The following is a 25836-nucleotide window of genomic DNA, read 5'->3' on the forward strand; positions in this document are numbered from 1 at the left end:
CGGTGACCTGACTGCCGCGGACGGCGCGGGCCACCGTCGATGCCGGCGCTCCGCGCCGGACCACGGTGTTGCTCAGCGCGTTGATGCCGGTCAGTCACGGCTGGTCGGGCCGGGCGCGGCGGTCCGGGCCGGCGGGTGCGGCCGCGCTTCCTGTCGCAGCGGCATCGGCCGGGGTGTGTCGGCGAGCGCGGACACCGCCCGGGCGGTGATGCGGTGGCCCATGAACACCGGCCGGTTGGCCTGCCCGAGCAGCAGCGGCAGCAGTTCTGCGGCCCGCACCTGGCCCCACCAGCCCATCTGGCTGGAGAGCTCGCCCCACTCGGTGACGCCGTCGGGTCGCACGGTCGGGCCCGCCACCAGCAGGGGGGTCGGTTCTCCCGCGTGCATCACGCCGTGGGTGGAGGGTGTCGCGTGGTCCCCGGTCACCGCGACCACGGCGCGCTCGGCGATCTCGCCGAGACCGGCCAGGCCGCGGTCGATGGCCTGCAGGACGTCGCGTTTGGCGAAGGGTTGCTTGGTGTGTCCGGCCTCGTCGGTGGCCTTCGTGTGGACGTGCACGAACCGGGCCCCGTCCTCGATGAGCCGCTCCGCCGCTTCCAGCCGGCCGGCCATGTCCTCCTCGAGGTCGTCGACCGGGGACAGGTGGCTCGAGGTCATGTCCAGCGCGGTGACGATGCCCTTGTAGAGGCGGGTGCTGGTGACCGCGGCACCGGCGACCCCGACCTGGTCGAGGAACGACGGGATCGTTCCTCGCCGGCCGGACCACTTGGTGGTGAGGACGTCGAGCGCGGGCAGGCCGCGGGCCAGGCGGCGCGCATTGACGTCACTGGCGCACAGCCAAGCCCGCGTATCGAGCAGCGCGGCGGTGAGATCCTCGGCGAACGCCGCACCGTCGGGTTCGGTCGGGACCGGGCGCATCCACGGGTGAAAGGTCTCGAACAGCGGGTCGGAGTCGGTGACGGCGCCGCTGTGGTGGGTGGGGGAGGACAGCAGGGCTTCGCCCTTGCTCCCGAGCTGTTGCAGGGTCATGCCGTGTTCGGCGAGTATCGGGGTGAGTCCGGTGAGCAGTGCGGTGACGTCGTCGAGGTCGTCCGGCCGGGCCCTGCCGGTGAGGTGGAGCGTGCTCCCGTCGACGCGCGAGGTGCGTAGGGAGGCGTGGGTGACGGCGACGTCGGGGTCGACGTCGAGGCCGCCGCCGAGGGCCTCGAGGACGGCGCGGCCGGGGAAGGGCACCTCGGCGTAGCCGAACATGGCCCAGTGGGCGAGTTCGGAGGCAGGAGCCCGCCCCCATCCGAACGGCAGGTGCCAGCCGCTCGCGCCGCGACGGGCCAGGTCGTCGAGGTGAGGGGTGTGGGCGGCTTCGGCCGGTGTGCGGCCGTCGAGCTGGGGGATCGGCCGGTCGCCCAGGCCGTCGAGGACGACCAGCACGATCGGTAGCCGGTCGTCGTCGAGTCGGGGTTGGGTCTCGCCGTATCCCGCGGGCTTCACGTCGCCTCCTCGGTCTCGGTCCGGTCCCGGTCTGCGAGGAGTTCTGCGAGCACCGGGACGACGGCGCGCGGAACCAGGTCTGCCCATACCGACCGGTCGGCGTCGAGGCGCGCGCGGATATCGGAGGCCGACAGCCGGGTGGCCGGGTCGCCGTCGAGCACCGTCACCTCGTATCCGGCGTCGGAGAGCCGGCTCGCCTTCTCCCGTTCCCAGGCGCTGTAAGCGCGCACGAGCTGTCGTGCACGGCCAGGGACGTACTCGTACCAGGTCTCGGGCCGGGTCAGGTCGAAGGGCACGATCGAGACGTGGCGGGACAGGCCTCGTTCCTGCAGCGCGGCCTGCAGCAGACGCAGACGCTCGAAATAGGTGAACGGGTTGGCCTCGGCGAGGTGGCGGTGCGCGGAGGTCGTCTCCTCGTGCCGGGCTCTGGTGTCGGGGTTGGTGACCGCGACGATGAGGTGCTCGGCCTCGTGCAAGGCGAGTTCGAACAGTTCCAGGTGCTGTCCGTGCACGGGCTGGAAGCGGCCGGTCACGCACGCCAGACGTCTCACTCGTGCTTCCTCCCGATCGGGCCCGGCGCGGCAGTGACACGCCCGGGGACGCCCTCGACCAGCTCGCCCACCACCGTCGCCGCGGTGTCGCCGCCACGGTGCAGCGTTGCCAGCAGCTCGCCCACCCTGGCCGGCGGGACGGCGAGCAGCAGCCCACCGGAGGTCTGGGCGTCGGCGAGCAGCAGCTGGCAGATCGAGTCCGCCTCGCCCGGCACGAACCAGCCCGCGTCGAGGGCGTCCTGCAGGGTTCGTCGGCTGCCGTCCGGTGCGCATCCGTTCGCGACGAGCCGGGCGGCACCGGGCAACAACGGCACCTCGTCCGGCCAGATCCTGGCCTCGAGGCGGCCGGCCGATGTCATCTCGTGCAGGTGCCCGATCAGGCCGTACCCGGTGATGTCGGTGCCCCCGGCCAATCCGCAGGCCACGGCGGCGCGCGAGGCGGCGGCGTTGAGTCGGGTCATCGACTCGACTGCGCCCACCACCTCGGTGTCGGCGGCGCGTCCCAGCTTGACGGCGGTGCCGATGACGCCGACGCCGAGGGGCTTGGTCAGCACCAGGCGGTCACCCGGGTGTCCGCCGCCCTTGTGCAGGATGGCGTCGTGGGCGGCCTCGCCGATGACGGCGAGTCCGTACTTCGGGGCGGGGTCGACGATGCTGTGACCGCCCGCGAGCAGCGCGCCCGCGTCGGCGACCGCTTCTGCGCCGCCACGGAGGACCTCGGCGACCAGCCCGGGGTCGAGGTCCGACGGCCAGCCGAGCAGGTTCAGCGCCAGCAGCGGGCGCCCACCCATCGCGTAGACGTCGGACAGGGCGTTGGTCGCCGCGATCCGTCCCCACTGGTACGGGTCGTCCACGACCGGGGTCAGGAAGTCGCAGGTCACCACCAGCGACCGGCCGTGCCACCCGGGTAGGTCGAAGACCGCGGCGTCGTCGGCGGGGTCGAGACCGACCCGTAGGCGAGCGTCGGTCCCGCCGGTCGCAGCGCCGGTACGCAGCGAGCCCAGTACGTCGTCGAGCAGTTGCTGGGGCAGCTTGCACGCGCAGCCACCACCCGGCGAGAACTGCGTGAGCGGAACCGACACGGCCATCACGCCGCCTTGGTCCTGAGCAGACCGCGGGCGATGGCGTTGCGCTGGATCTCCGAGGTGCCGGCCGGAATACGCAGGTTGCGCGCCACCCGGAACAGCTTCTCCTCGGGCGAGTCCTGGACGAGCCCCACCGCGCCACGGACCTGGATGGCGTTGTCGGCGACCCGGAAGAACGCCTCGTCGTTGATGACCTTGACCAGGCTGATCAGTCGGGGAGCCCCGGGGTGCAGCGGCATTCCGTACGGGTCGAGGTCGTCGAGCTGGGCCTGGGCGACCAGCGAGGTCGAGCGGGCCTGATAGATGTCGGCGTCGATGTCGGCGAGCATGTGCTGCACGGCCTGCTGGGCGGCGATCGGCTTCCCGCCGACCTCGCGTTGCTGGGCGTAGTCGACGGCGCGCTGAAGCAGCCACGCGCCCCAGCCGGCGCACATCCCACCGCGACAGAGCCGGCGCCAGTTGATCCACGACATCGCCAGGCCGAAGCCGTCGCCGATCTCGCCGACGACGTTCTCCGCCGGCACCCGCACATCACGGAACTCCAGTGTGCCGGTCAGCCCGTCGGCCATCGTGGTCGGCAGGTCGGCCCCGCGACTCACCCCGGGCGCGTCGGCGTCGATCAGGAACATCGACAACGACCGGGTCCCGGCGCCCGGGTCGGTGACCGCCACGACCTGCAGGACGTCGGCGAAGTGCGAGTTGGTGATCCAGCCCTTCGACCCGTTGATGATCCAGTCGGCACCGTCGCGGTTCGCGCGGGTGGCCATCCGCAGCACGTCCGAGCCGGCGCCGAGCTCGGTGTTGCAGAACGCCGCAGTGATCTCCCCGGTCATCAGCGGCGCCAGGTACTGCTCGCGCACGGCCGGAGAGCAGTGCTCGATCGCGGGGTTCGGCCCCTCGGTCCAGGCCAGTGCCGCCAGACCCAGTCCCAGGCCGGAGTGGCGGTAGACGAACTCCTCGACGTGGTGCATCTCGACCCGGCTGAACCCGCCGCCCCCGGCCGCGGTGCCGGAGTGCGGGGCGTAGAGACCCAGGGCGCCCGAGCGTCGCTGGACCTCGCGGCGCGCCTCCCACACCGCCGGATGCATGCGGCCCTGCTCATCGAACTTCGGGGCGCTCGCGGTGCCGGTGCCCTGCCGGGCCAGCTCCTTCTCCAGCTCGGCGACGTCGGTATCGAGGAACGTGCGGAAGCGCTCGGTGTAGGCGACGACCCGCTCGCTCGGAGCGATGTCTGCGACGGCCACAGTGACCCACCCCCGGTGGTTGAACAATGTTCGTTTGGATGAACGTTGTGCGGACTGTAGCGTCTCGGCCATCCACGGGAAAGGCGGAACGGATGCCGGAGGGCGCACGCGCAGCACGCGCCGATGCTGTGGCCGAGGCCAAGCGGGCGCTGATCCTCGAGGCCGCACTACGTGTGTTCGCCCGTGATGGGCTGCGCGACGCGAGCATCCGGGCGATCGCCAAGGAGGCCGGATACGCCACCGGGGCGATCTACGGCTACTTCCCGAGCAAGGAACACCTCTACGCCGCAGCTCTGCACGAGTCGCTGCAACGGTTGCGGGCCGAGACCGAGACCGCAGCGGCCGGCATCGAGGGGGCGGCTCGGCGCTACGTCGCCGCCGGCTTGGCGTTCTTCGACTTCTACGACGCCAACCCCCGTGATCTCGACATGGGGTTCTACCTGTTCGCTGGGGGAATGGCCCCCCGAGGACTGGGCGACGAGGAGGCGAACCATGAGCTCAACGCCGCCTTGTTGACCACGCTGGAGCCGGTCCGCGGTGCTGCCGAGGATCTCGTCGGCGCCGAGGAGGCGAATCGGCTCACCGCAGAGGCGTTCGCCCACGCCTCCGGCCTCCTCCTGCTGCGGCACACACACCGGCTGAACCTCTTCGGTCTCGAAGCACGGCAGCTGATGCAACGCTTCCTCACCGGGCAGATCACCTGACCGAACAGCCACACGGCCACCGGGCACCCGGCACAGCCCGCGGCCGCGGGCTCCGGCACGACGGCGGCCAGATCCGCGGCCCGCTGGTCCGGGACATGCCCAGCCCGGCGGCCGGCAGGATCCCCGATCCCACGGCCAACGTGTTGGCCGAGGTGGCCCGTGAGCAATCGTCAAGACCTGTGGATGAAGGTCTTAGAGCGTGTTTGAGAAGATCAAGTCGCGGGTGTGAAGACGTACTTCTGTTGGCGGGCGGCCGGCTTGCCGCGGGCGATGCGGCGGGTGATGGTGTTGATCGCGGCCCAGCGGATCATGGCCTCGGAGACGGCGGGGTGGCGTTCGTAGTCGCGGGCCAGACGGCGGTGTCCGGCGCGAACACCCACGACAGCCGGATGCTGGCCGAGCTGCTCGACACCAATCCCGGCGTCCGCGAACGGTGCGGCCAGGCCGGACGCCCGCGGCGGCGTCCCGGCAAGCTGCACGCCGACAAGGGCTACGACTACCCACGGTGTCGGCGCTACCTCTCCGGGCGCGGGATCGGGGTGCGGATCGCTCGCCGCGGAGTCGAAGACTCGGCCCGGCTCGGCCGGGTCCGGTGGGTCGTGGAGCGCACGATGGCCTGGCTGCTGTCGTTCCGGCGGCTCGGGCTGCGCTACGAACGCTCCCGCACCAGCATCGAGGCCTTGCTGAAGCTGGCGTGCGCGTTGATCTGCTTGCGCCGTCTGCCCTGAACGACCCCTCGCGGTGGATCAGGACCGCGCCGTCGCGCTCGACCCGGCCAGCGGCGACCAGGCCAACCGCTCCAGCGCTCGGTCGGTGCCGGCGAGGTCGAAATGGTGCGGATCGAACTGGTCCGAGCCCCACCACTCGACCCGCTCGGCGTGCTCAGCATGATCGGGATCGGCGAGCGCGTCGACGAACTCCGGGTAGCCGAACACCCCGCCCACGTCCTCGGGTGGACATGCACCCTGCCCCTCGACACAGCGCGGGTAGCGCACCCCAGGCTCTGGAGTGGTGACTGCGTCGACGGTCAGGACGTGGTGCCAGTTGTCGCCGAAGTCGTAGACATAGCCCGCGTCCTGCCCGGCGGCCAGCACCCGGAACAGCTTCGTCTTGGCCTCGTCGAGCGTGCCGGAGTCCCAGTCCGGATCAGGCATCCCATAGCGCACAGCGTCGATCTCGAACTCGTGCAGGTGGGAGTTGGTCCAGCCCATCGCGTCCTGCACGACCTCGTGCAGGACCGCGAGACTGGCCTCACCCGGGACCTCGACCACCCGCCGCACGGTCGGTTCGACATCGACCAGCACGATCTCGATCCGGAAGATCTTCGTCTTCGTCGTCACCCGAGGCCTCGCCATGCCCGCGATGCTCCCACCGCCCCTGGGAGCGCCCGGTACCCGCTCCCGGACTTCTGCAATGACCTCTAAGCGCAAGCGTCAGGGTCGCCGCCACCTCACCGGTGCGCTCGTCGTGGACTACGCCCGGCGAGGCCAGCAACGTCCCCATCGGGTCGTCTGCGTTCACCGGCCGCAGCTCCTCCTCGCGCTCGTCGCCGTCCCGCTGCGGGACGGCGGTAGAACGACAGCGCTGGCGCGCCACCAAGATGACAGCGCCGTCAGATCGGCTCCAACAGGGGCAAGGCTGGTGCTCGTACAGTCGGGCTCGCCCCTCACGGCGTCCCGGCGAGCCTGCCGGGACGGGTGACGATCACCCCGTCGTTGTCGCTCCACAAGTGTTGTCCCGGTACGAAAGTTGCACCTCCGAAGCTGACAGGAATGTCGATCTCTCCCGTGCCGTCGAACGGTTCTACTCGGGCAAGCACAAATGCCACGGGCTGAACGTGCAGGTCATCGCTGACCCGGTCGGCCGGTTGGTGTGGATCTCCCCGCCGCTGCCCGGGGCCCGTCACGACATGGGCGCAGCCCGCGAGCACGGCATCATCGACGCGCTCACCGAGTACGCGATCCCGGCCGCCGGCGACACCGCCTACCAGGGTGCCGGGCCTACGGTCGCGGTCCCGCAGCGCCGTCGGCGCCTCGACCCCGACACCGGTCGTTACCGACCCTTGTCGGTGAACCAGAAGGCGGTCAACGCCGCGCACGCCCGCCGTCGCGGGCCGGGCGAGCGGGTCAACGCCGAGCTGAAGACCTGGAAGGTCCTGCGCAAGATCCGCTCCAGCCCGAACCAGGCCGCAGCGCTCATCGCCGCAGTTCAGACCCTCATGATCGCCAACACTTGATCAGGTTGGCAAAGGCTCAGTGTCTCGAACTCGATCGGGGTCAGTCGATCGGCGCCCGCCGGGGTGTGTTCATCCTGACCCGCTGCAGGCTGCACCGCCTGGCCCACGTCGACCGGGTCACCGGCGAGGCCGTACGCCGCTACCAACACCCGGACCCCGGGGATCTGCTCCACGTCGACGCCAAGAAGCTTGACAGCATCCCTGAGGGCGGCGGCTGGCCGTTCACCGTGCCGCCGATGTCGTTGACCACGACGCGTGCGCCGCGGGCGGCGAGGGCGTGGGCACGGCCGAGGCCTCCGCCCGCGCCGGTGACGACGGCGACGCGTCCGGCGAAGTCGAGGGGCATGTGTTGTTCTCCGTGGTCGGGAGCACCGCGTGGTCGGCGCCCTGGGGTGGGGGATGAGGCCGGGGGTGGGCGAGCGTGTCGCTTGCCCACCCCCGACTCGTGCTACCCGGCGGTGACCGTCAGTCGTCCGAGGGTGGTGGCGGCGTCCGGGTGGTCGGCGGGTACCACCGCGGAGGACAAAGCGGTCCAGCAGGATGGGCAGCTGTAATGCAGGAAGACCACCGGCGCGTCGACGTAGTCGCCAGCGGTCGCGATGATCTGCGGGCCGGCGTCCGTGGGAGCGCCGTCGTAGACCGCGAGTGCCAGCGGGCCGTCGGCGGGGTCGCCCAGGACCTCGCCGCAGTGTCCGCACGCGGCCGCGGACCCCATCTCGACGAGGTTGTCGTCGAACAACCGTCAAGATCAGGCCACCCCCTCACAACGGCAAGGCGGGGCTCGTCACCCGGCACCACGAGCACCTCCGCCGCTGGAGCCAACGAGGACCGTCACCCCGGGGACAACGTCAGTGGACGTCGCCACCCGGTTCAGCGCTGTCCGGCCCGGTGCAGCCGGCGCGTGAGTTCTCCTCGTCCCCCGCGGTCGCGGTCGGGGTCGAGGCCACCGCGGACGGCACGCTGATCCAGGTCGGCGGACCTCACCTGCTCGACCAGCACGGCGCCGCCGAGTTCGCGGTCGCGGACCAGTGGTGCCGCCAAGGGGCGATCGTCCTGCACGCCCTCGTCGACGGTGAGGTCATCGCGCGCTGCGACGGGAAGACGAGATCAGGCCAGCGTCCCGGAAGGCGGGCGAGGCCCTGCACGCCGTCGGCACGCAGGCGGTCATGATCACCGGGGACGCCAGGGCAGTGGCTGACACCGTCGCTGCCGACCTCGGCATCGACCGGGTCTTCGCCGGAGTCCGGCCTGAGGACAAGGCCGCCACGGTGGCCGAACTGCAGAGCCAGGGTCGTCGGGTCGCGATGGCCGGGGACGGCGTCACCGACGCTCCTGCCCTGGCTCAGGGCGACGGGGGTATCGCGATCGGGGCCGGGACCGATGTCGCGATCGGTTCCGCCGGTGTCATCCTCGCCTGGTCCGACCCGAGGTCGGTGCTGTCGGTGACGACCTGTCGCGCGCGACCTACCGGAAGATGAAGCAGAATTTGTGGTGGGCGGCCGGCTACAATCTGGCCTCTGTCCCGCTGGCGGCCGGGTCCTCGCTCCCGTCGGGTTCGTCCTGCCGATGAGCGTCGGCGCGATCCTGATGTCGGTCTCGACCGTCGTCGTCGCCCTCGACGCTCAGCTTCTTCGCCGTCTCGACCTGACGCCTGCGCGCAGCACGGCACGACTCGCCGGTGCCGACACCACCGAGTGCGGTGCCCGTGCAGCGGTCTGACCCCAAAGGCAATCGACCGACGTGGCCGGCGGGGCGAGGGCATGGCGGGACGGATGTGGATCCGATCCGGTCGTGCCCGCCGTCTACGGCAGGCCGGCTGTAGCGGCAGCGCGCGCGGGCCGGGCGACCACCCCGGTACCGTGACCGACATGGGCAACAGGCGAGAAGGGCTACAGCTGGTGCTGCTGGTCCTGCCTGTCCTGCTCGGCCTGATCGGGATGCACGCACTCGTCGCCCCGCCCCCCACGGCAGACACCGGGCACGGGGTGGCGGCGACAGCGCCGGGGCACAGCGACCATCGTGCCGTCGAGGCATCCGCGCCACCGGCAACGGTGGCAGTCGAACCTCCGATGCCGGCCGACCACGGCGAGCACGACGCCACCCACGCACTGCACCTGTGCCTGGCCGTGTTGGCTGCCACCGGGCTCGCCCTGCTCGCGGCGTGGCTGTTCCTCGGACGTCTGACGCTCCCGGTAGCGATCACCGCGGCCCGTCGGCGCCCCCGCAGCCGACCCGCGCAGCGGCCGCCGCCCGTTCCCAGACGACTCGCTCAGCTCTGCGTGTTGCGGACCTGATCGGCCCCCGGCGCGGAAGAGCGCCGGATCCCGGCCCCGATCACCCGTACTCGACACGGAGAGCCAGAACCACCCATGAAGATCACCAACGTGGCCACTGCGGCCACGACACTGACCGCTGCCCTCGTGCTGTCGGCCTGCGGCGGCGCAGAGCCCACCGGCAGCGCCGCGCCCACGGCCCCCGCCCCGACCAGCTCCGCTGCTCCGGGCGCGGCGATCTCGGCCGAGCACAACCAGGCCGACATCGCCTTCGCCCAGGGCATGATCCCGCACCACCAGCAGGCGGTGGAGATGTCGAAGCTGGCCGCCGACCGTGCCGGCAGTGACGACGTCCGCCGTCTCGCCACCGAGATCGAGCAGGCCCAAGGCCCGGAGATCGCGCAGATGCAGGCCTTCCTCACCACCTGGGGCGCTCCCGCATCCGGTGGTATGCCCGGGATGGACCAGGGCGGCATGTCCGGGATGGACCATGGCGGAACGGGCCAGGGCGGGATGGATCACGGCGGTATGGCCGGGATGATGACGCCTGACCAGATGCGCCGGCTCGAGCACGCCGACGGCGCCGACTTCGACCGCATGTTCCTCGAGATGATGATCGCCCACCACGAGGGTGCGGTGCAGATGGCCCAGACCGAACTCGCCGCCGGAGCCAATGCCGAGGCGAAGGCACTGGCCCAGCAGATCGTCGACGCTCAGCAGGCCGAGATCGGCCGGATGCGCCAGCTGCTCGGCTGACCGTCCGCCGTCCACGGGCGACGACGGCGACCACGAGCCGCACTCACCCTGACCGATACGGGTGGGGGACGGGCCGTGAATCGGTATATCCCCCACCCGTGTCGACGGCGGAGGCCCTCCGATGGTGAAGAGTGCGCGTCGGCCCGCTGCCCGAGATCCACTGTCCGCAATGGTCGCGGCCGCCAGGTCTGGACCCGGCCGTGCCTTCCTGCGCTGCCTGCTCGCCCGAGTCCAGATCGGAGACAACGTTCTTGGCCGCGTTCTACGTCGTAGACGACCTGGGTGATGAAGAACCTGCATCCGGCGTCCTGTTTCGCGAGCAGCCGTAGGTGTTCGTCGCCGCTGCGGGTGTGTCGTTCCGGGAGCGGGCAGCTCGACGGCCTCGGTGAGCGTGTGGGTTGACGAGTCGCGTACACATGCAGGAGGGGGATGAGCAGGTGCCGGGCAGGGGCGTCACCACGGTAGGGGCGGCCGGTGGCCCGGCCCAGGCCGACGACACCGCTGCGCAGCCGCTCCACGACCGCGACGCCGGTGACCGGGAACAGCGCCCGGTCCAGTGCCCGGTCCACCCACCGGTGAGCGACGGCCACCACGGTCCCCAGGGCGATGGCGATCGCCGAGACCACCAGCGCCGGGGTGACGCCGTGCCACACGGAGACGGCCGGGACCGCCGCCGGGGCCACCCCGAGAGCCGCGGCCGCCGAGGACCGCAGCGCGCCGTCGAGCAGCCAGACCGCCGGCCCGAGCAGGGCACCGGCGAGCGCGGTGACGGTGACCGTCCCGGCCATCGTCCGTGCACCGCCGGGAGGACCGAGCGCGGTCGTCGACCCGAACAACACGGAGAACACCATCCGTGCGCTGTAGGCGACGGTCAGCACCGCGGCGGCGCCGAGCCCGACGGCGGCGAGCAGTGCCGGGCCCCCGTCTCCGGACAGGGCGGCGTCGAGGACGTACTCCTTGGAGACGAAGCCCAGCGTCACCGGTACGCCGGCCATGCTCAGGGCGATCAGGGCGATCAGGGCGATCAGGGCGATCAGGGCGATCATCGTGGCGGTCCAGGGCATCGACCGGAACAGGCCGCGCAACTCACGCAGGTCGCGGGTCCCGGCGCGGCGCTCCACCAGCCCCACGGTCATGAAGCCGGCGGACTTGAACAGGGCGTGCGTGACGACTCGGGCGCTCGCGGCCAGCAGCGCGGTCGTGGTCCCGACGCCGATGACGGCCACGAGCAGACCGAGCTGGCTGATCGTGGAGTAGGCGAGCATCTCCTTGAGATCGCTGCGCTGCAACGCGAACACGCCGCCCAGCAGCGCCGTCACCACGCCGACCGTGACCAGCAGCCATGGCCACAGCGGCGACGCCGACGCCGCGCCGGCGAAGCGCATCAGGAGGTAGATGCCGGCCTTGACCATCGCCGCCGCGTGCAGGTAGGCGCTGACCGGGGCCGGGGCGACCATGGCGTCGGGCAGCCACGAGTGGAACGGGAACTGCGCCGCCTTGGTCATCGCGGCCACGGCGACCAGGACGGCGACGGCACCGGCGAACACCGGATCCAGCGTCCAGGCCGGGTCGGCGAGCGCGGCCGACAGCTGCGTGGTCCCGGTCCGCACCACGATCGCGCACACCGCACCCAGCAGCGCCAGGCCGCCGGCGACGGTCACCAGCAACGTGCGTGCCGCCGGCGCTCGCCCCGCAGGTCCCACCCGCAGGATCAGCAGATAGGAGCAGAGGGTGGTGACCTCCGACGCCACGAACAGCACGACCAGGTCGTCGGCGAGGACCAGGGTCAGCATCGCCGCGGCGAACGCGGTCATCAGCGTGAAGAAGCCGCCCGCCCGCTCCTCGGTGACATAGGAGGTCGAGTACGCCAGCACCACCGTGCCGACTCCGAGGACGAGCAGGGCGAACAGCCAGCCGAGCCCGTCCACACGCAGCCGCAGCGCGATCTCCAGCGAGGGGATCCACGGCACCGCCTCGGTGCGCGTGCCGGGTCCGCCGGTGGCGACGACGGCGGTCAGGGCCGTCAGCACCACGACGGCGAGCCATCCGCCGCGCGCCCCGACCCGGTTCGCGAGTACTGCGACCGCGGGAACGAGCAGCCACAGGGCCGCCAGAACACAGAACAACGACATCGGGGAAAGAGCTCCTCGCGCGAATTTCGGGCACAAGTATCAGGCGGAACCCGGAATGGGAATCGCCGACGTGTCGAAACATTGCAACCCGCGCACCGCGATGCTGCGCATGCGGTCAGTTCGCGGCGACATGCCGCCTGTCGGTGCGGAGTCGCGAGCTCAGGCGTCGGGAGCGACGCCGGCGAGGATGGCTCCCCACGACGAGGGATGACCATCGGTGCCCGGATGCGGCACGAGCCACTGCAGGGCTCGGAAGGCGCATCGAGTAATCACGCCCAAAGACTACGCGATTCTTGCGGCTGTCGTCGCGCTGGGCGGATGCGATCCACGCCACCGTTGTCGCCGCATGACGAAACAATTGCGACGACGATCCGTGCGCAGCGTCTTTGCGCGATCTTTACGGACCCCTCGTTCGCTCACGCGCCTCGACGTGCCTACGGTGGCCTCGGTGTGCCGGGAAGCCTGGTCGGCGAGCAGAACACGCACGCTCGACGAAGGGCAGCCCCGCGATGGACATCTACCGCTCCGAACCCGGCCGTACCCTGCTGCGCGACTGGAGCAACCTGCAGATCAGCCGCCTTCTGCCCGACGCGCGTTGCCGGTGGATCGACACCCCCTTGGGGCCGACCCACCTCACGACCGTCGGTTCCGGGCCGGCCGTGGTGCTCCTGCCCGGTACGACCCTCGGCGCCGCTGCATCGGCGTACGTCGTGCGGGCTCTGGCCGCCGACCACCGGGTCACGGCAGTGGACGTCCCCGGGCAGCCCGGACTCAGCCACGGCGAGAGGCCCGCCGACGATCTCGTCGGCCGATATCGCGCCTGGATCGACGAGGTGCTGGCCGCGGTCGGGACCGAGCCGGCGACGATCGTCGGCGAGTCCCTCGGCGCCGCTATCGCGCTCTGCGCCGGGCCCGGCCCGGCGGTCGCCGGGCTCGTCCTCGTCGCCCCGGCCGGTCTGGTGCCCGCCCGGGTCACCGCGAGTCTGCGCCCGGCCCTGCCCTGGCTGTGGCATCCCACCGAGGCCCGCACCGAGCGGGTGCTGTCCTTCCTCTCCGGCGGTGCACCGCTGCCCGACCGGCGCCACCTCGTCGAGTGGATGACGCTGGTCCCCGAGCACACCCGCAGCTCGCTCGCGCCGGCACCCCTGCCCAACGCGGTCCTCACCGCCTGGCGCGACATCCCGTGCGTCGTCCTGGCCGGCCGTCGCGACCCGATCTTCCCGGCGGAGGAGCTGACCCGCCCCGCCCGGATGCTGCTCGGGGCCCGCGTCGAGTTCGTCGCCGACGCGGGGCACCTGCTCGCCCACTCCCACCCCGACGCCGTCCGTCGCGGGATCACCGCGCCGGCCGGCCCCGGGGCGGGGTGAGACGGCTCAGAACTGCAGGCCCAGCGCCCATCCGCCGAGCAGGAACGCGAACCCGGTGATCAGCACGACCCCGACCACGTTGAGCAGCAGACCACCGCGGGCCATCTGGCCGATGGTGACCACACCGGACCCGAAGACGATGGCGTTGGGCGGGGTGCCGACCGGCAGCATGAACGCGCACGTCGCGGCCAGCGCCGCCGGGATGAGCAGCGTCATCGAGTCGGCGCCGATGCCGATCGCGACCCCGCCGAGCACCGGGATGAACGTCGCCGCCGTCGCGGTGTTGCTGGTGACCTCGGTCAGGAACAGCACGATCGTCACCACCGCCGCCACCAGCAGCAGGACCGGAAGTACACCGAGGCCGGCGACGCTGGTGCCGATGAACTCGTCGAGCCCACTGGAGGCGACCGCCCCGGCGAGGGCGGGCCCGCCCCCGAACAGCAGCAGCACGCCCCAGGGCAGTCCCGCCTGGGCGTCGGGCCAGGCCAGCAACATCCGGTACCCGCCGCGGCGGCCGGTCGCGGCCTCGTCGGGCGGGATGGTCGCGGAGGGCAGGAAGAACAGCGCGACACCCGCGGCGATCGCGATCGCGGTGTCGTTCAGCCCGCCCAGCCACGGCAGCACGGCGTCCACGGCGTCGAACTCGGTGAGCAGGCCCGGCACGATCCACAGGAACGCCGCGGAGGCGAACACCGCGAGTACGCGCTTCTCGGCCGTACTGGCCGGGCCCATCTCCCGGAGCTGGTCGTCGATCATCTCCCGGCCGCCGGGGATCTCGGTCAGTGTGGTCCGGAACAGCACCCGGGTGATCAGCAGCCACGCGACGGTCACGAACACCACGACGATCGGGACCCCGAGCTGCATCCAGCCGACGAAGCTGATGTCGCGGTCGAGCTCGTCCTGTACGTAGCCGGCGACGATGGCGTTCGGCGGGCTGCCCAGCAGCGTTCCGAGTCCGCCGATCGACGAGGCCCACGCCACGGAGAGGATCAGCCCGATGCCGAACGAGCGCACAGCCGGGTCGCGGATGGTCTCACTGAGCGGGGCGCCGCGACGGACCTCGCCGCCGCCGCCCCCGGCACGCTCGGCGACCAGCGCCAGGACCGACAGCGCGATCGGCAGCATCATCAGTGTGGTCGCGGTGTTGGACACCCACATCGACAGGAACGCCGTCGCCACCATCATGCCGAGCACGATCCGGGTCGGTGTCGTGCCCACCGCCCGCAGCGTCAGCAGCGCGATCCGCCGGTGCAGGTGCCACTTCTGCATGGCGATCGCGATGAGGAAGCCGCCCAGGAACAGGAAGACGATCGGGTCGCCGTAGCGGGCGGTCGTGTCGGTCACCGACACCACCCCGAACGCGGGGAACAGCACCACCGGCAGCAGCGCGGTCGCCGACAGCGGGATGGCCTCGGTGACCCACCACGTCGCCATCAGGACACCGATCGCCGCGACCATCCGCGCCTCGGGGGGCAGTTCCTGCGCCGCCCCGAGCAGCAGCCACGTCAGCAGGGCGAGCGCCACGCCGAGCAGACGCAGCGACCACGTCGCCCGCGGGGTTCTGCCGTCGGCGGCGGTCGCCGCTCCCGGAGCCTGAGGATCCGCCGTGGCCGTGCCGGGCTCGGGACCGCTGTCATTCGTCGTCATCGTCGGAACCCCTGTGTCGTACGGCCGCTGTGCTGCGTCGCGGACCGTACCCGAATTGTCCCCATCCGGGTCGTTTGTTCTCGTTCGAACGCATGACCGAGCGAACGGAGGAACGGCACGGGCTCGACGGCGTGGTACGTCGGGACGGCCACGACGCGGGTCACCCGGGCGGCGTCCATCGGGAATCCCTGCGATCGACGATGCCGTCACGGCACCTGCGCCCTGCGACCGTGGAACGGGGCCGCACGATGCCCCGGGCGGACCGCCTACGCGACGAGCAGTACCCAGGTCCGCCCCGGGTGCAGGGGCACCTCACGGCCGTCGGGTGCGGTCAGACGGGTGGGGTCGCCCGCAGCGGGACGGGACCACCGGGCGGGGAACGAACGGCCGTCACGCAGGACCTCGGCGTCGCCCGCGCCGACGGTGAGCGCGATCGGGGAGGCCGAGCCGGCGCTGTCCCGGACCGAGGACTCGACGACCCCCACCCGTTGCACGACCACCGTGTCCGCCCGCACCGGCCGCCGGTCCGGGCCGGCGACGGCGATCTCCTCGCCGGTTGCGATCGTCCAGGCGTCGTCGGGTGCGCTCCAGGTGACGGTGACGGCGGTGGAACCCACCCGGACGGTGCGCTCCGGGGCGGGGGCACCCCCGTCCGGCGCGGGCCCGAAGCGCAGGCCGATGTCCTGGACCGGCCCCGCCTCCGGCACCCGGCCGCGGAGGTCCGCCAGGTCCACGTAGACGTTCACCGGCGCCGGCCGCCGGTCGTCACGCCGGAACGCCGCCGGGAACTCGCGGGGCACGGCCGGGACCAGCGGCGCGGCGACGATCTCGTCCATGACCGGCGGTGCGGCGCCGGAGAAGACGAGGGCCGGGCGGCCGTAGGCGCCGAGCACGCCCATGTCGGTCTCCCGGGCACTGCGCACCGGCCCCACCGAGCCCGGTAGCTGCGAGGCGAACACGGCGAGCAGACGGGTGAGGCCGCCCTCGACCGGCTCGACGTAGACGACGTCGGCGAACTCGACGCCGTCCCACGGGCGCGCCTCCGCGGTGTTGTCGATCTTCACGGCGAAGACTCTCGCTCCGGGCTCGGAGGGCAGCCCGGTCAGCGGGGACAGGAGCGGCGCCGGAGCGGTCGCCGGTGGCGGTACCGGCACGGACGGAGCGCATCCGACGGCGCCCACCAGCACCAGTCCGACGAGGGCCCTCACCGCCGGGTTCCCACGCACCGGCGCACCGTACTCCGCCACGTCGCGCCACGGCCGGTCGCACGCCAGGGCGCGAACCACACGGACCCGCTGGACCGCGACCACGGCGGACCCGGCCATGGCATACGACCTGGTGGCGTCACCGGAGGGCCGGGCGGCGGCCGCCGACCTGGAGAGCTCCGCCGACGGCGGAGCCACTCTGTTCGTCGCGCACGACTGACCCGCGGTCAGTAGAACCCGTCGCGGGTGGCGCCGAACCGGGCGCGCGAGGGTCGTCCGAGGCTCCGGCTCAGGCGTTCGGCCGTGGCCAGTACGTGCGGCAGGACGGTCTCGACCAGCCTCTCCGGTGAGCACCGGCCGACGCTGGTCGCGGACGCCAGCGCCGCGACGACCGCTCCCGTGTGGTCCCGCACCGGGACCGCCACGGCCATGAGGTCCGGGTCGAGCTCGCCGACGGCCAACGCCCAGCCCCGGGTATGCACCTCCCGGAGGATCCCGCGCAACGCCTTCGGATCGGTGACGGTCCGCGGGGTGCAGGCCGGGGGGGCCGCGGCGAGCACCCGGGCGATGGTCGGTTCCCCGGCCCAGGCCAGCAGGACCCGCCCCATCGCGGTCGCCGTGGCCGGGACCCGGGTGCCGGGGGAGACGTCGACCTGCAGGATCCGGCGTACCGGCACCCGGGCGACGTAGACGGCGTCCGTGCCGTCCAGCACGGTCAGCGAGGCGGACTCGTCGGTCTGCTCGGCCAGCTGCGTCAGGTAGGGGCGGGCGGCGTCGACGATCGAGTGCGTCGCGATGTACCGCTGTCCGACCGACAGCACGCGCGGCGTCAGCCGCCAGTGGCCGTGCGCCTGCTCGACGTAGCCGAGGTGCTCCAGGGTCAGCAGGATCCGCCGGACGGCGGGCCGGGACAGGCCGGTCGCCGCCGCCACGTCCGAGCTGGTCGGCCGGGGCCGGTCGGCGTCGAAGGCGAGCAGCACGGCGAAACCCCGCTCGATGCTCTGGATGCGGTCCCGAGCACCGGCACCGTCGGCCACGTCGGTCATTGGGACGGGATTCCTCTCAATTGATCGTGACCCGGTCCGTGCGGGCGCCGCAGGGGCGTTGACCAGCGCGAACCCACTCGACACAGTGGTCGTGAACGCAAAGCGGGCAATGTGTACGCAGAGCGTACAGGGAGGAGCGATCGATGGCGATCGACCCGCGAGAGCTGCGCCGGTGCCTCGGGCACTTCGCCACCGGCGTCACCGTCATCACCTGCCAGGGGGCCGACGGCACGCCGCACGGCGCGACGGTGAACGCCTTCACCGCGGTGTCGCTCGACCCGCCGCTGGTGCTGGTGTCGCTGGACCGGCGGTCGCGCCTGTGCGCCCTGGTCGAACAGGAGCGGCGGCCGTTCACCGTGAACGTCCTCGCGTCGGGGCAGAAGGAGCTGGCGCTGCACTTCGCGGGCCGGCCGAACCAGGACGTCGCGTGGCTGCCCGACAGCGCGTGCGGTGCGCCGCGGCTCGACGGCGCCCTGGCGCACATCTCCTGCACCCCCTGGCAGGCCTACGACGGCGGTGATCACGTTCTCTATCTGGGCGAGGTCCAGGAGTTCCTGATCCACGACGGAGCCCCGCTCCTGTTCCACACCGGCCGGTTCCACCACCTCGGGGACGACCACGAGCCGGTCCTGTGGGGCGACTCGGCCGACGGCCCCGCGGGGCAGAGCTGGATCACCCCGGCCGCGGCCCGCTGACCACACCCCCCGTCCATGACGCCGTGCGCACGCACGGCTCGCCCCCCGAGCCCGAACGACAAAGGAGTCGATGATGACCCTGCAGCAGGATTCGGTCGCCACCCCCACCGACGCCGACGGCCGCGTCACCCGGCCGATGACCGGCGACGAGTACATCGAAAGTCTCAAGGACGACCGCGAGGTCTACCTCTACGGCGAGAAGGTCGCCGACGTGACCACCCATCCGGCGTTCCGCAACGCGGTACGGATGACCGCGCGGCTCTACGACGCGCTGCACGACCCGACCCGCGCCGAGAAACTCACCGTCCCCACCGACACCGGCAGCTCCGGCGTCACCCACCCGTTCTTCCGGACCCCGCACTCGGTCGAGGACCTGCGCAAGGACCGCGAGGCGATTGCCGAGTGGGCCCGGATGACCTACGGCTTCATGGGGCGCAGCCCCGACTACAAGGCCGCGTTCCTCGGCACCCTGGGCGCGAACTCCGAGTTCTACGACCCCTACGCCGCCAATGCCCGGCGCTGGTACGAGGAGTCGCAGGAGAAGGTCCTCTACTGGAACCACGCGATCATCAACCCGCCGGTCGACCGGCACCGCCCGCCGGACGAGGTCTCCGACGTGTTCATGCACGTCGAGGAGGAGAACGACAACGGCGTCGTCGTCTCCGGGGCCAAGGTCGTCGCCACCGGTTCGGCGATCACCCACTTCAACTTCCTCGCCCACTACGGCCTGCCGATCAAGAAGCGCGAGTACTCCCTGGTCTGCACCGTGCCGATGGGCGCGCCCGGGATGAAGCTGATCTGTCGCCCGTCCTACGCCCAGCAGGCCTCGATGATGGGCACCCCGTTCGACTATCCGCTCTCCTCGCGGATGGATGAGAACGACACGATCTTCATCCTCGACAAGGTGCTCATCCCCTGGGAGAACGTGTTCATCTACGGCGACGCGGAGAAGGCGTCGACGTTCTTCCCCGGGTCCGGCTTCCTGCACCGCTTCACCTTCCACGGCGTCACCCGGCTCGCGGTCAAGCTCGACTTCATCGCCGGCCTGCTGATGAAGGGCCTGGAGGTCACCGGCTCGAAGGACTTCCGCGGCGTGCAGACCCGGGTCGGCGAGGTCATCGCCTGGCGCAACATGTTCTGGGCGCTGTCGGATGCGATGTGCGCCAACCCCGACGAGTGGGTGGGTGGGGCGAAGCTGCCCAAACTCGACTACGGCCTGGCCTACCGCTGGTTCATGACCCTGGGCTACCCGCGGGTCAAGGAGATCATCATGCAGGACCTGGGCGCCTCGCTGATCTACCTGCCCAGCCACTCCGCGGATTTCCTCTCCCCGGAGGTCCGGCCCTACCTGGACAAGTACGTCCGCGGCTCGAACGGCTACGAGGCCGTCGACCGGGTCAAGCTCATGAAGCTGATCTGGGACTCGATCGGCTCGGAGTTCGGCGGGCGCCACGAGCTCTACGAGCGCAACTACTCCGGCAACCACGAGGGCGTGCGTGCCGAGCTCCTGTTCGCCGCCGAGGCGTCGGGCACCGCGTCGGCGATGAAGGGCTTCGCCGAGCAGTGCCTCGACGAGTACGACCTCAACGGCTGGACCGTGCCCGACCTGATCAACAACGACGACGTGCGGCTGTTCGGCCGCAGGGTCGCGGAGGGGGACGGGTCATGACCACCACCGACCAGGGCACCGCACCGTCGGGCGCCGAGCTCGCCGGGGCCAACGCGACCGAGTCCGCGCGCCTCGGTCTGTCCAGCACGCGGGAGACGCCCGGGACCGGCGCCGACGCCGACCGCGTCGCCGCCGTCGTGGGCGCCGCGCTGGAGGGGATCCGGGCGGCGATCCGCGACCACAAGGTGACCTACTCCGAGTTCGACGCGTTCAAGCGCTGGCTCATCGAGGTCTCCGACACCGGCGAGTGGCCGCTGTTCCTCGACGTCTACCTCGAGTTCGAGGTCGAGCGGGTGGCCGCCGAGTCCCAGCAGGGCTCGACCGGCACCATCCTCGGCCCGTTCTGGCTCGACGGCCAGGTCCGGCTGCAGTCCCCGGCGACCCTGCCGATGCGCGCGGACGAGCCCGGCACCCCGCTCGTCCTCGCCGGCCGTGTGACCGGCACCGACGGCACGCCGCTGCCCGGGGCGACGGTCGACATCTGGCACACCGACGACGAGGGCTGGTACTCCGGCTTCGCGGAGAAGCCCCCGGCCGGGAACCTGCGCGGCGTCGTCGCCTGCGACGAGCAGGGCCGGTTCGAGATCCACACCCGCAGGCCCGCCCCGTACACGATCCCGCTGGACGGCCCGACCGGGAAGCTCACCACGACCGCGGGATGGAGCCCGTGGAGACCGGCCCACCTGCACCTGCTGGTCTCCGCCCCCGGGCACCGCACGGTCACCACCCAGCTGTTCTTCACCGGTGACCCGTACCTGGACTCCGACGTCGCCTCGGCGACCAAGCCGGAGCTGGTACTCGACCCGCAGCCCACCGGCGACGGCGACGAGGTCCGCTCGGACCACGACTTCGTCCTCGAACCCGAGTAGTCCGAACGGGTGGGGTGGGCCCCGGCACGGGGCCCGCCCCACCCGTCGGCGCAACCGTGACGTGGAGGTCCCGGTCATGACCGCCGCCCAGGCACCCGACCGCACCCCGAGCCGGCCCGTCGTCCCGCTGTGGTGGGGCGTCGACGCCGTGCCCGACTCCTTCGGCCCCTGCGTGGTGACCGTCGGTGTCTTCGACGGCGTCCACCGTGGCCACCGCCGCCTCATCGACCACGCCCGGGCCGTCGGGCGGGAGCGGGGGCTCCCGGTCGTGCTGCTCACCTTCGACCCGCATCCGGCCCGCGTGCTCGGGGTCGACCGCGACACCGCCGTCCTGACCACCGTGGACCACCGCGCCGAGCTCGCGGCCGCCGCCGGTGTCGACGCGGTCTGCGTCCTGCGCTTCACCTCCGGGCTGGCCGCCCGGACCCCGGACGAGTTCGCCCGCGACGTCCTGGCCCGCGGGCTGGGGGCCGCGGCGGTCGTCGTCGGCGCGAACTTCACCTTCGGCGCCCGCGCGGCCGGCGACGTCACCACGCTGGCGACCCTGGGGACGGGGTTCGGCTTCACCACCCACGTGGTGCCGCTGCTGCGCGTGGTCGACACCCCGTGCTCGTCCACCCACGCCCGGCGGTGCATCCGGTCGGGCCGGCTCGACGCCGCGGCGCGGGCCCTCGGCCGCCCGCACCGGGTCGACGGCGCCCGCCGCGGTGACGTCGTCCGTCCCGAGCCCGGGACGGCGCTCCCACCGCCCGGCCGCTACCGCGGCCTCGTCGACGGCAGGACGGCCGACGTCGAGGTGCTGCCCGACGGGCGGGTGCGGATCGTCGCGGCCGCGGGGGACCTGCCGTCACCGGACGGTCCGGTCTCGGTCGTCTTCGCCGGGGACGGCGGCGCGCTCCGATGACCACCGCGGAGCAGCGCCTCGCCCGGCTGGAGGCCATCGAGGAGATCCGGGCCCTCGACGCGCGCTACTGCCGGGCCCTCGACGACGGCGACTGGGACACCCTGGTCTCGCTGTTCACCGACGACGGCGAGTTCGTCGGCCTCCGCCACGCACGGGGCCCGGTCGGTCTGCGCCGGTTCTTCGCCGGCCTGGCCCGTGAGGGGCTCACCTCGTTCTGGCACCACGTGTCCAACCTGGAGGTCGAGCTGGACGACGACGCCGTCGACGGCGAGCCCGCGGCGGCGCGTGTCCACTCGCTGCTGTGGCAGCCCTGCGTCCGCGACGGGGTGCCGCACGTGGCCGCCGGTCGCTACGACGACCGCGTCGTGCGCCTCGACGGTGAGTGGCGCTACCGGCGCAAACGTATCTCGTTCGACTACTTCGCGCCGCTCGCCGACGGCTGGGAGAAGGGCGTGTTCAGCGTCGAGGACGCCGCCGCGACCTTCCGGACGGGCGCGCCCGAACCGGAGGTCGAGTTCGTCCACGCCCCGATCGACCTCGCGCACCGGATCGACGGCCGCGAGGGTGCCCCCGTCCTCGTGCTCGGACCGTCGCTGGGCACCGACCTGCACCTGTTCGACGAGCAGGTCGACGCGCTGGCCGACGAGTTCCGCATCGTGCGCTACGACCTGCCCGGGCACGGTGCGAGCCCGGCACCCGCCGGGCCGTACACGATGGCAGGCCTCGCGCGCGACGTCGTCGCGCTGCTCGACCGGCTCGACATCGGCCGCGCCCACTACGCGGGGGTCTCGATCGGCGGCGCCATCGGCCAGCAGATCGCCCTCGACCACCCCGGCCGTCTCGAGACCCTCACGGTGATCGCCTCGGCCGCACGGTTCGCCGAACCCTCCAGCTGGCCAGCGCGTGCGCAGGAGGTCCGGGCGAAGGGGACGGCCGCGATGATCACGAGCCGGGCCGGGGTCTGGTTCACCCACGACTTCGTGCGCACCCGCAACGAGGAGGCCGTCCGCCTGCTGCGGATGCTCGGGGCGACCGACCCGGAGGGCTACGCCGGATGCTGCGAGGCGATCGGCGCCTTCGACGTCCGGCGACGGCTGCCGGAGATCACCGTCCCGACACTTGTGATCGCCGGTGGCGCCGACCCGGCCACACCGCCGGAGCTGGCGAAGATCGTCGCCCACGGGGTGGCGGACGGGCGCTACGTCGTCATCGACGGGGCCGCGCACCTCACCAACGTGGAGGCGGCCGAGCGGGTCACCGGACTGGTGCGGAGCTTCGCCGCCGGCCCGCGCGGCGGCACCGCCCCGACACCGGGCGGAGGAGAGGATCGAGGAGGTCGGCGCGCGAGCCACTCCTGATCGTGGGCGGGGCCGGTCGCCGGAGCGGCACGGCCGGGAGGGGACGGCGGTCCGTGCCCGCCACGCCGCCCCTCCCGCTGCTCAGCCCGCCCGCAGCGGTTCGTTGCGGTCGACGGTCCAGGCGACCATGGCGCTGTCGAGGTAAGCGCGGACCTCCACGATCCGGGCGCCGGGCCGGGCCGATCGAACCGGCGGGCCCGGCGGTAGCCGTTGTCGAACGGCGCCCCGTCGAGGGTCACCGAGGTCGCGCGCAGCTCGGCGACGGTGATCTCCCCGGCGACGTGGAGGTGGCTGACCTCGAGGCGGATCCCGTCCCGCATCAGCGGTCCGGGTCCGCCGTGACCGGCGTTGTCGCTGTCCGGGGTCAGGCCGCGGCGAGCCGGTCGGCCAGCTCGCGGCACACCTCGTCCAGGGTCGCCAGCCCGGCGGCCACCGCGGGCCGGTGCCGCGCACCGGCGCGGACCGCGGCGACCACCCGGCGGATCGGCACCGGCGGCGTGCCGATCCGGATCCGCCGGGTCTCGTGACGGGCTGGGACGTCGGCCAGGCGGGGGACCAGCGCGACGCCGAACCCGCGGGAGACGAGCGCGGCGCCGGTGTCCCACTCGTCGGCGTGGTGGGCGATGTCGGGCGCGAACCCCGCGCCGGCGCAGGCCATCGTCACAAGCTGGTGGTAGGCCCGTCCCGGATTGCTGCAGATCCACCGCTCCGCGGCCGTGTCGGCCAGCGCCACGTCCGCGCGCCCGACCAGCGGGTGGTCCGGGCCGACCAGCAGGTCCAGCGGCTCGTCGAACAGGGTCCGCTGGTCGAACGCCGGGTCGGTCACCGGCGGGAGGCTCGACGTCGCGACGACCACCACGATGTCGGTGTCACCCGCGGCGAGCAGGTCGAACGCCCGGGCCGGCTCGCACTCCCGCAGCTGCAGCTCCCACCCGGGATGGGCGGTGCGCAGCCGTCCCAGCACCTCCGGCACGACGGCCGCCGCCGCGGTGGAGAACCCGCAGAACCGCAGCGCCCCGCCGGTGTCGCCGTCGCGGTGGGCCGCGAGGTCGGCCTGTGCCCGTTCCCACTGCGCCCGCAGGGTCTCGCCGTGCGTCAGCAGGGTCCGCGCCGCGGCGGTCAGGCGCACGCGTCGTCCGTCGGGTTCGAGCAGCGTCACCCCGAGCTCGCGGGCCAGCGCCTGCATCTGGTGCGACGCCGCCGACGGCGTCATCCGGCACACCTCGGCCGCCGCGGTCACCGTCCCGTGCCGGGCGATCGCGGTCAGCACCCGCAGCCTCCGATCGATCATTCGCAGAACGTACAAGATTCCGGGTCCGATTCTGCGATGGACCTGAACGGTTTCCGGCGCCCACCCTGTCGTCGTCAGCACACCGCGCAACGGCAGGAGCACGACGGATGGGTGCGTACCGCGCGATCGTCATCGGCCTCGGGGGGCTCGGCTCGGCCGCGCTGCACCGGCTCGCCACCGAGCTCGGTCCGGGGGTCCTGGGTCTGGAGCAGTTCGCGCTCGGCCATCACCGGGGCGCGTCCCAGGACCACTCCCGGATCATCCGGCTCGCCCAGCACCAGGACGCCTACGCCGCCCTGGCCGCACCCGCCTACCGGGCCTGGGCCGCCGTCGAGGAGGAGTCCGGCCAGCGGCTCGTCACCCGCACCGGCGGGCTGGTGATCGAGGACCGGGTCGCCCGGGCGGGCACCGCGACCGGCACCCGGAACATCGAGGGATACACCGCGCTGTTCGACCGCCACGGCGTCGCCTACGAGCTGCTCGACGCCGACGCCCTCACCGGGCGCTGGCCCCAGTTCCGGACCTCCGGTGGCGAGCAGGCCCTGTACCAGGAGGATTCCGGCATCGTCGACGCCGCGCGGGCGAACGCGGTGCACGTCGCGCTGGCCCGGGCGCACGGCGCCGAGGTCCGCCCGCACACCCCGGTCCGGTCGATCCGGGCCGACGGCGGCGGGGTCGCGGTCGTCACCGACGGGGGCACCCTGCGCGCCGACCGCGTCGTGCTGGCCGCCGACGCCTGGACCAACCAGCTGCTCGCCGGGGTGGGGCTGCGGCTGCCGCTGACCGTGCTGCGCGAGCAGGTCACCTACTACGCGACCCCGCACCTGGCCGAGTTCTCGCCCGGCCGCTTCCCGGTCTTCATGTGGCACGGCGAGCACAACTTCTACGGCTTCCCGGTGTACGGCGAGGTCGCGACCAAGCTCGGCCAGCACATGGGCGGCGAGGAGACCACCGCCGACGGCCGCTCGTTCGACCCCGACCCGGTCCGCCGCGAGCGCTACGACGCCTTCCTCGCCCGGCACCTGCCGCGGTTCCGCGGTCCGGAGCTGTACTCGAGGACCTGTCTCTACACCGTCCCGCCGGACCAGGACTTCGTCCTCGACACCCTGCCCGGTACCCCGCAGGTCGTCGTCGCCATCGGGGCGGGGCACGCGTACAAGTTCGCCGCGCTGATCGGTGGGCTGCTCACCGACCTCGCTCTCGGCACGGAGCCGGCGCATCCGGTCGACGCCTTCTCCGTCACCCGGCCCGCGCTGACCGACCCCGCCTTCCCACGCAGCTTCCACACCTGAGCCCGTCCGCCCCGCGACGAGAGG

General features: G+C 72.4%; 27 protein-coding genes and 2 pseudogenes. 16 read left to right on the forward strand and 13 right to left on the reverse strand.

What is annotated here, in order from left to right:
- Positions 1 to 90 precede the first annotated feature (90 nt).
- The 4 genes from AC0GKK_RS22310 to AC0GKK_RS22325 are packed head-to-tail and all read right to left on the reverse strand — an operon-like array spanning position 91 to position 4368.
- Positions 91 to 1488 carry an alkaline phosphatase family protein gene (locus AC0GKK_RS22310; RefSeq protein WP_489882456.1) on the reverse strand — a complete coding sequence of 466 codons (1398 nt, stop codon included), beginning with the start codon at positions 1486 to 1488 and terminating at the stop codon, positions 91 to 93.
- Entirely contained in the window at positions 1485 to 2039 is a 555-nt protein-coding gene (locus AC0GKK_RS22315; protein WP_489882457.1) for an adenylyltransferase/cytidyltransferase family protein, read from the reverse strand. Before AC0GKK_RS22315 ends, AC0GKK_RS22310 begins: the two co-directional genes overlap by 4 nt.
- Positions 2036 to 3127, reverse strand: a complete 1092-nt coding sequence (gene selD, locus AC0GKK_RS22320) for a selenide, water dikinase SelD (protein ID WP_489882458.1) — start codon at positions 3125 to 3127, stop codon at positions 2036 to 2038. Before selD ends, AC0GKK_RS22315 begins: the two co-directional genes overlap by 4 nt.
- Positions 3127 to 4368, reverse strand: coding sequence for an acyl-CoA dehydrogenase family protein (locus AC0GKK_RS22325; RefSeq protein ID WP_489882459.1), 1242 nt, complete (start codon positions 4366 to 4368; stop codon positions 3127 to 3129). Before AC0GKK_RS22325 ends, selD begins: the two co-directional genes overlap by 1 nt.
- A 92-nt stretch (positions 4369 to 4460) precedes the next feature.
- Between AC0GKK_RS22325 and AC0GKK_RS22330 the strand changes: the two genes are divergently transcribed.
- Positions 4461 to 5072, forward strand: a complete 612-nt coding sequence (locus AC0GKK_RS22330) for a TetR/AcrR family transcriptional regulator (RefSeq protein WP_489882460.1) — start codon at positions 4461 to 4463, stop codon at positions 5070 to 5072.
- A 212-nt stretch (positions 5073 to 5284) separates the two neighbouring features.
- Here AC0GKK_RS22330 and AC0GKK_RS22335 read toward each other — a convergent pair whose 3' ends face one another.
- Positions 5285 to 5452 (reverse strand): hypothetical protein, encoded by a 168-nt coding sequence (locus AC0GKK_RS22335; RefSeq protein ID WP_489884082.1) that lies wholly within the window; start codon positions 5450 to 5452, stop codon positions 5285 to 5287.
- Between AC0GKK_RS22335 and AC0GKK_RS22340 the strand changes: the two are divergent.
- Positions 5432 to 5800: pseudogene (locus AC0GKK_RS22340) on the forward strand (transposase); the annotation flags it as partial. The gene AC0GKK_RS22335 and the pseudogene AC0GKK_RS22340 overlap by 21 nt on opposite strands.
- An 18-nt stretch (positions 5801 to 5818) precedes the next feature.
- Here AC0GKK_RS22340 and AC0GKK_RS22345 read toward each other — a convergent pair.
- Positions 5819 to 6412: a plasmid pRiA4b ORF-3 family protein gene (locus AC0GKK_RS22345; RefSeq protein WP_337826784.1), complete on the reverse strand. Its 594-nt coding sequence runs from the start codon at positions 6410 to 6412 to the stop codon at positions 5819 to 5821.
- 326 nt (positions 6413 to 6738) lie between these two features.
- Complete coding sequence (locus tag AC0GKK_RS22350) at positions 6739 to 7002, reverse strand: RraA family protein (protein WP_489882461.1); 264 nt, start codon at positions 7000 to 7002, stop codon at positions 6739 to 6741.
- Between AC0GKK_RS22350 and AC0GKK_RS22355 the strand changes: the two genes are divergently transcribed.
- Together AC0GKK_RS22355 and AC0GKK_RS22360 are read left to right on the forward strand one after the other, a co-directional pair.
- A complete protein-coding gene (locus AC0GKK_RS22355; protein ID WP_489882462.1) occupies positions 6910 to 7308 on the forward strand; it encodes a transposase family protein in 399 nt (132 codons plus the stop codon). The two genes, AC0GKK_RS22350 and AC0GKK_RS22355, sit on opposite strands and share 93 nt — an antisense overlap.
- A gap of 71 nt (positions 7309 to 7379) precedes the next feature.
- Positions 7380 to 7532 (forward strand): annotated as a pseudogene (locus tag AC0GKK_RS22360) (IS481 family transposase); the annotation flags it as partial.
- Between the two features lie 224 nt (positions 7533 to 7756).
- Here the strand turns inward: AC0GKK_RS22360 and AC0GKK_RS22365 are convergent.
- Complete coding sequence (locus AC0GKK_RS22365) at positions 7757 to 8047, reverse strand: hypothetical protein (protein WP_350589151.1); 291 nt, start codon at positions 8045 to 8047, stop codon at positions 7757 to 7759.
- Positions 8048 to 8196: 149 nt separating this feature from the next.
- Between AC0GKK_RS22365 and AC0GKK_RS22370 the strand changes: the two genes are divergently transcribed.
- The 5 genes from AC0GKK_RS22370 (at position 8197) to AC0GKK_RS22390 (ending at position 10337) form a co-directional block, all read left to right on the forward strand.
- On the forward strand, positions 8197 to 8478 hold the full coding sequence (locus AC0GKK_RS22370) for a hypothetical protein (RefSeq protein ID WP_350589152.1): 282 nt from the start codon (positions 8197 to 8199) through the stop codon (positions 8476 to 8478).
- A complete protein-coding gene (locus AC0GKK_RS22375; protein WP_237454169.1) occupies positions 8448 to 8786 on the forward strand; it encodes an HAD-IC family P-type ATPase in 339 nt (112 codons plus the stop codon). The genes AC0GKK_RS22370 and AC0GKK_RS22375 overlap by 31 nt, the downstream gene beginning before the upstream one ends.
- Positions 8787 to 8874: 88 nt before the next feature.
- Entirely contained in the window at positions 8875 to 9027 is a 153-nt protein-coding gene (locus AC0GKK_RS22380) for a hypothetical protein (protein ID WP_350589153.1), read from the forward strand.
- Between the two features lie 149 nt (positions 9028 to 9176).
- The gene (locus AC0GKK_RS22385) at positions 9177 to 9602 is read left to right on the forward strand and encodes a DUF6153 family protein (RefSeq protein ID WP_357439545.1); all 426 of its coding nucleotides are present in this window, start codon (positions 9177 to 9179) and stop codon (positions 9600 to 9602) included.
- A 75-nt stretch (positions 9603 to 9677) separates the two neighbouring features.
- Positions 9678 to 10337, forward strand: a complete 660-nt coding sequence (locus AC0GKK_RS22390; RefSeq protein ID WP_405415796.1) for a DUF305 domain-containing protein — start codon at positions 9678 to 9680, stop codon at positions 10335 to 10337.
- Here the strand turns inward: AC0GKK_RS22390 and AC0GKK_RS22395 are convergent.
- Entirely contained in the window at positions 10295 to 12469 is a 2175-nt protein-coding gene (locus AC0GKK_RS22395; RefSeq protein WP_489882463.1) for a proton-conducting transporter transmembrane domain-containing protein, read from the reverse strand. The two genes, AC0GKK_RS22390 and AC0GKK_RS22395, sit on opposite strands and share 43 nt — an antisense overlap.
- 509 nt (positions 12470 to 12978) lie before the next feature.
- Between AC0GKK_RS22395 and AC0GKK_RS22400 the strand changes: the two genes are divergently transcribed.
- Positions 12979 to 13836: an alpha/beta fold hydrolase gene (locus tag AC0GKK_RS22400; protein ID WP_253066658.1), complete on the forward strand. Its 858-nt coding sequence runs from the start codon at positions 12979 to 12981 to the stop codon at positions 13834 to 13836.
- Between the two features lie 6 nt (positions 13837 to 13842).
- Here AC0GKK_RS22400 and AC0GKK_RS22405 read toward each other — a convergent pair whose 3' ends face one another.
- The 3 genes from AC0GKK_RS22405 to AC0GKK_RS22415 form a co-directional block, all read right to left on the reverse strand.
- Positions 13843 to 15483 carry an SLC13 family permease gene (locus AC0GKK_RS22405; RefSeq protein WP_489882464.1) on the reverse strand — a complete coding sequence of 547 codons (1641 nt, stop codon included), beginning with the start codon at positions 15481 to 15483 and terminating at the stop codon, positions 13843 to 13845.
- 266 nt (positions 15484 to 15749) lie between these two features.
- Positions 15750 to 16547 carry a DUF3048 domain-containing protein gene (locus AC0GKK_RS22410; protein ID WP_405415807.1) on the reverse strand — a complete coding sequence of 266 codons (798 nt, stop codon included), beginning with the start codon at positions 16545 to 16547 and terminating at the stop codon, positions 15750 to 15752.
- Positions 16548 to 16915: 368 nt separating this feature from the next.
- Positions 16916 to 17734, reverse strand: coding sequence for an IclR family transcriptional regulator domain-containing protein (locus AC0GKK_RS22415; RefSeq protein ID WP_357439533.1), 819 nt, complete (start codon positions 17732 to 17734; stop codon positions 16916 to 16918).
- A 143-nt stretch (positions 17735 to 17877) separates the two neighbouring features.
- Here AC0GKK_RS22415 and AC0GKK_RS22420 point away from each other — a divergent pair, with 143 nt between their 5' ends.
- The 5 genes from AC0GKK_RS22420 to pcaD all read left to right on the forward strand — a co-directional run bounded on the left by AC0GKK_RS22420 (position 17878) and on the right by pcaD (position 23229).
- Positions 17878 to 18429, forward strand: coding sequence for a flavin reductase family protein (locus AC0GKK_RS22420; RefSeq protein ID WP_073577353.1), 552 nt, complete (start codon positions 17878 to 17880; stop codon positions 18427 to 18429).
- A gap of 73 nt (positions 18430 to 18502) precedes the next feature.
- Positions 18503 to 20098 carry a 4-hydroxyphenylacetate 3-hydroxylase family protein gene (locus AC0GKK_RS22425; protein WP_100880615.1) on the forward strand — a complete coding sequence of 532 codons (1596 nt, stop codon included), beginning with the start codon at positions 18503 to 18505 and terminating at the stop codon, positions 20096 to 20098.
- A complete protein-coding gene (locus tag AC0GKK_RS22430; RefSeq protein ID WP_476652234.1) occupies positions 20095 to 20967 on the forward strand; it encodes a dioxygenase family protein in 873 nt (290 codons plus the stop codon). The genes AC0GKK_RS22425 and AC0GKK_RS22430 overlap by 4 nt, the downstream gene beginning before the upstream one ends.
- A gap of 76 nt (positions 20968 to 21043) precedes the next feature.
- Entirely contained in the window at positions 21044 to 21871 is an 828-nt protein-coding gene (locus AC0GKK_RS22435) for an adenylyltransferase/cytidyltransferase family protein (RefSeq protein ID WP_489882465.1), read from the forward strand.
- Entirely contained in the window at positions 21868 to 23229 is a 1362-nt protein-coding gene (pcaD, locus tag AC0GKK_RS22440) for a 3-oxoadipate enol-lactonase (protein WP_357439524.1), read from the forward strand. Before AC0GKK_RS22435 ends, pcaD begins: the two co-directional genes overlap by 4 nt.
- A 364-nt stretch (positions 23230 to 23593) precedes the next feature.
- On the opposite strand, the gene AC0GKK_RS22445 is transcribed toward pcaD, so the two are convergent.
- Positions 23594 to 24520, reverse strand: a complete 927-nt coding sequence (locus AC0GKK_RS22445; RefSeq protein WP_482638065.1) for a LysR family transcriptional regulator — start codon at positions 24518 to 24520, stop codon at positions 23594 to 23596.
- A gap of 107 nt (positions 24521 to 24627) precedes the next feature.
- On the opposite strand from AC0GKK_RS22445, the gene solA reads away from it, so the two are divergent.
- The gene (gene solA, locus AC0GKK_RS22450; RefSeq protein WP_482638064.1) at positions 24628 to 25812 is read left to right on the forward strand and encodes an N-methyl-L-tryptophan oxidase; all 1185 of its coding nucleotides are present in this window, start codon (positions 24628 to 24630) and stop codon (positions 25810 to 25812) included.
- Positions 25813 to 25836 lie beyond the last annotated feature (24 nt).

The organism is Pseudonocardia sp. P-1, assembly GCF_058111925.1.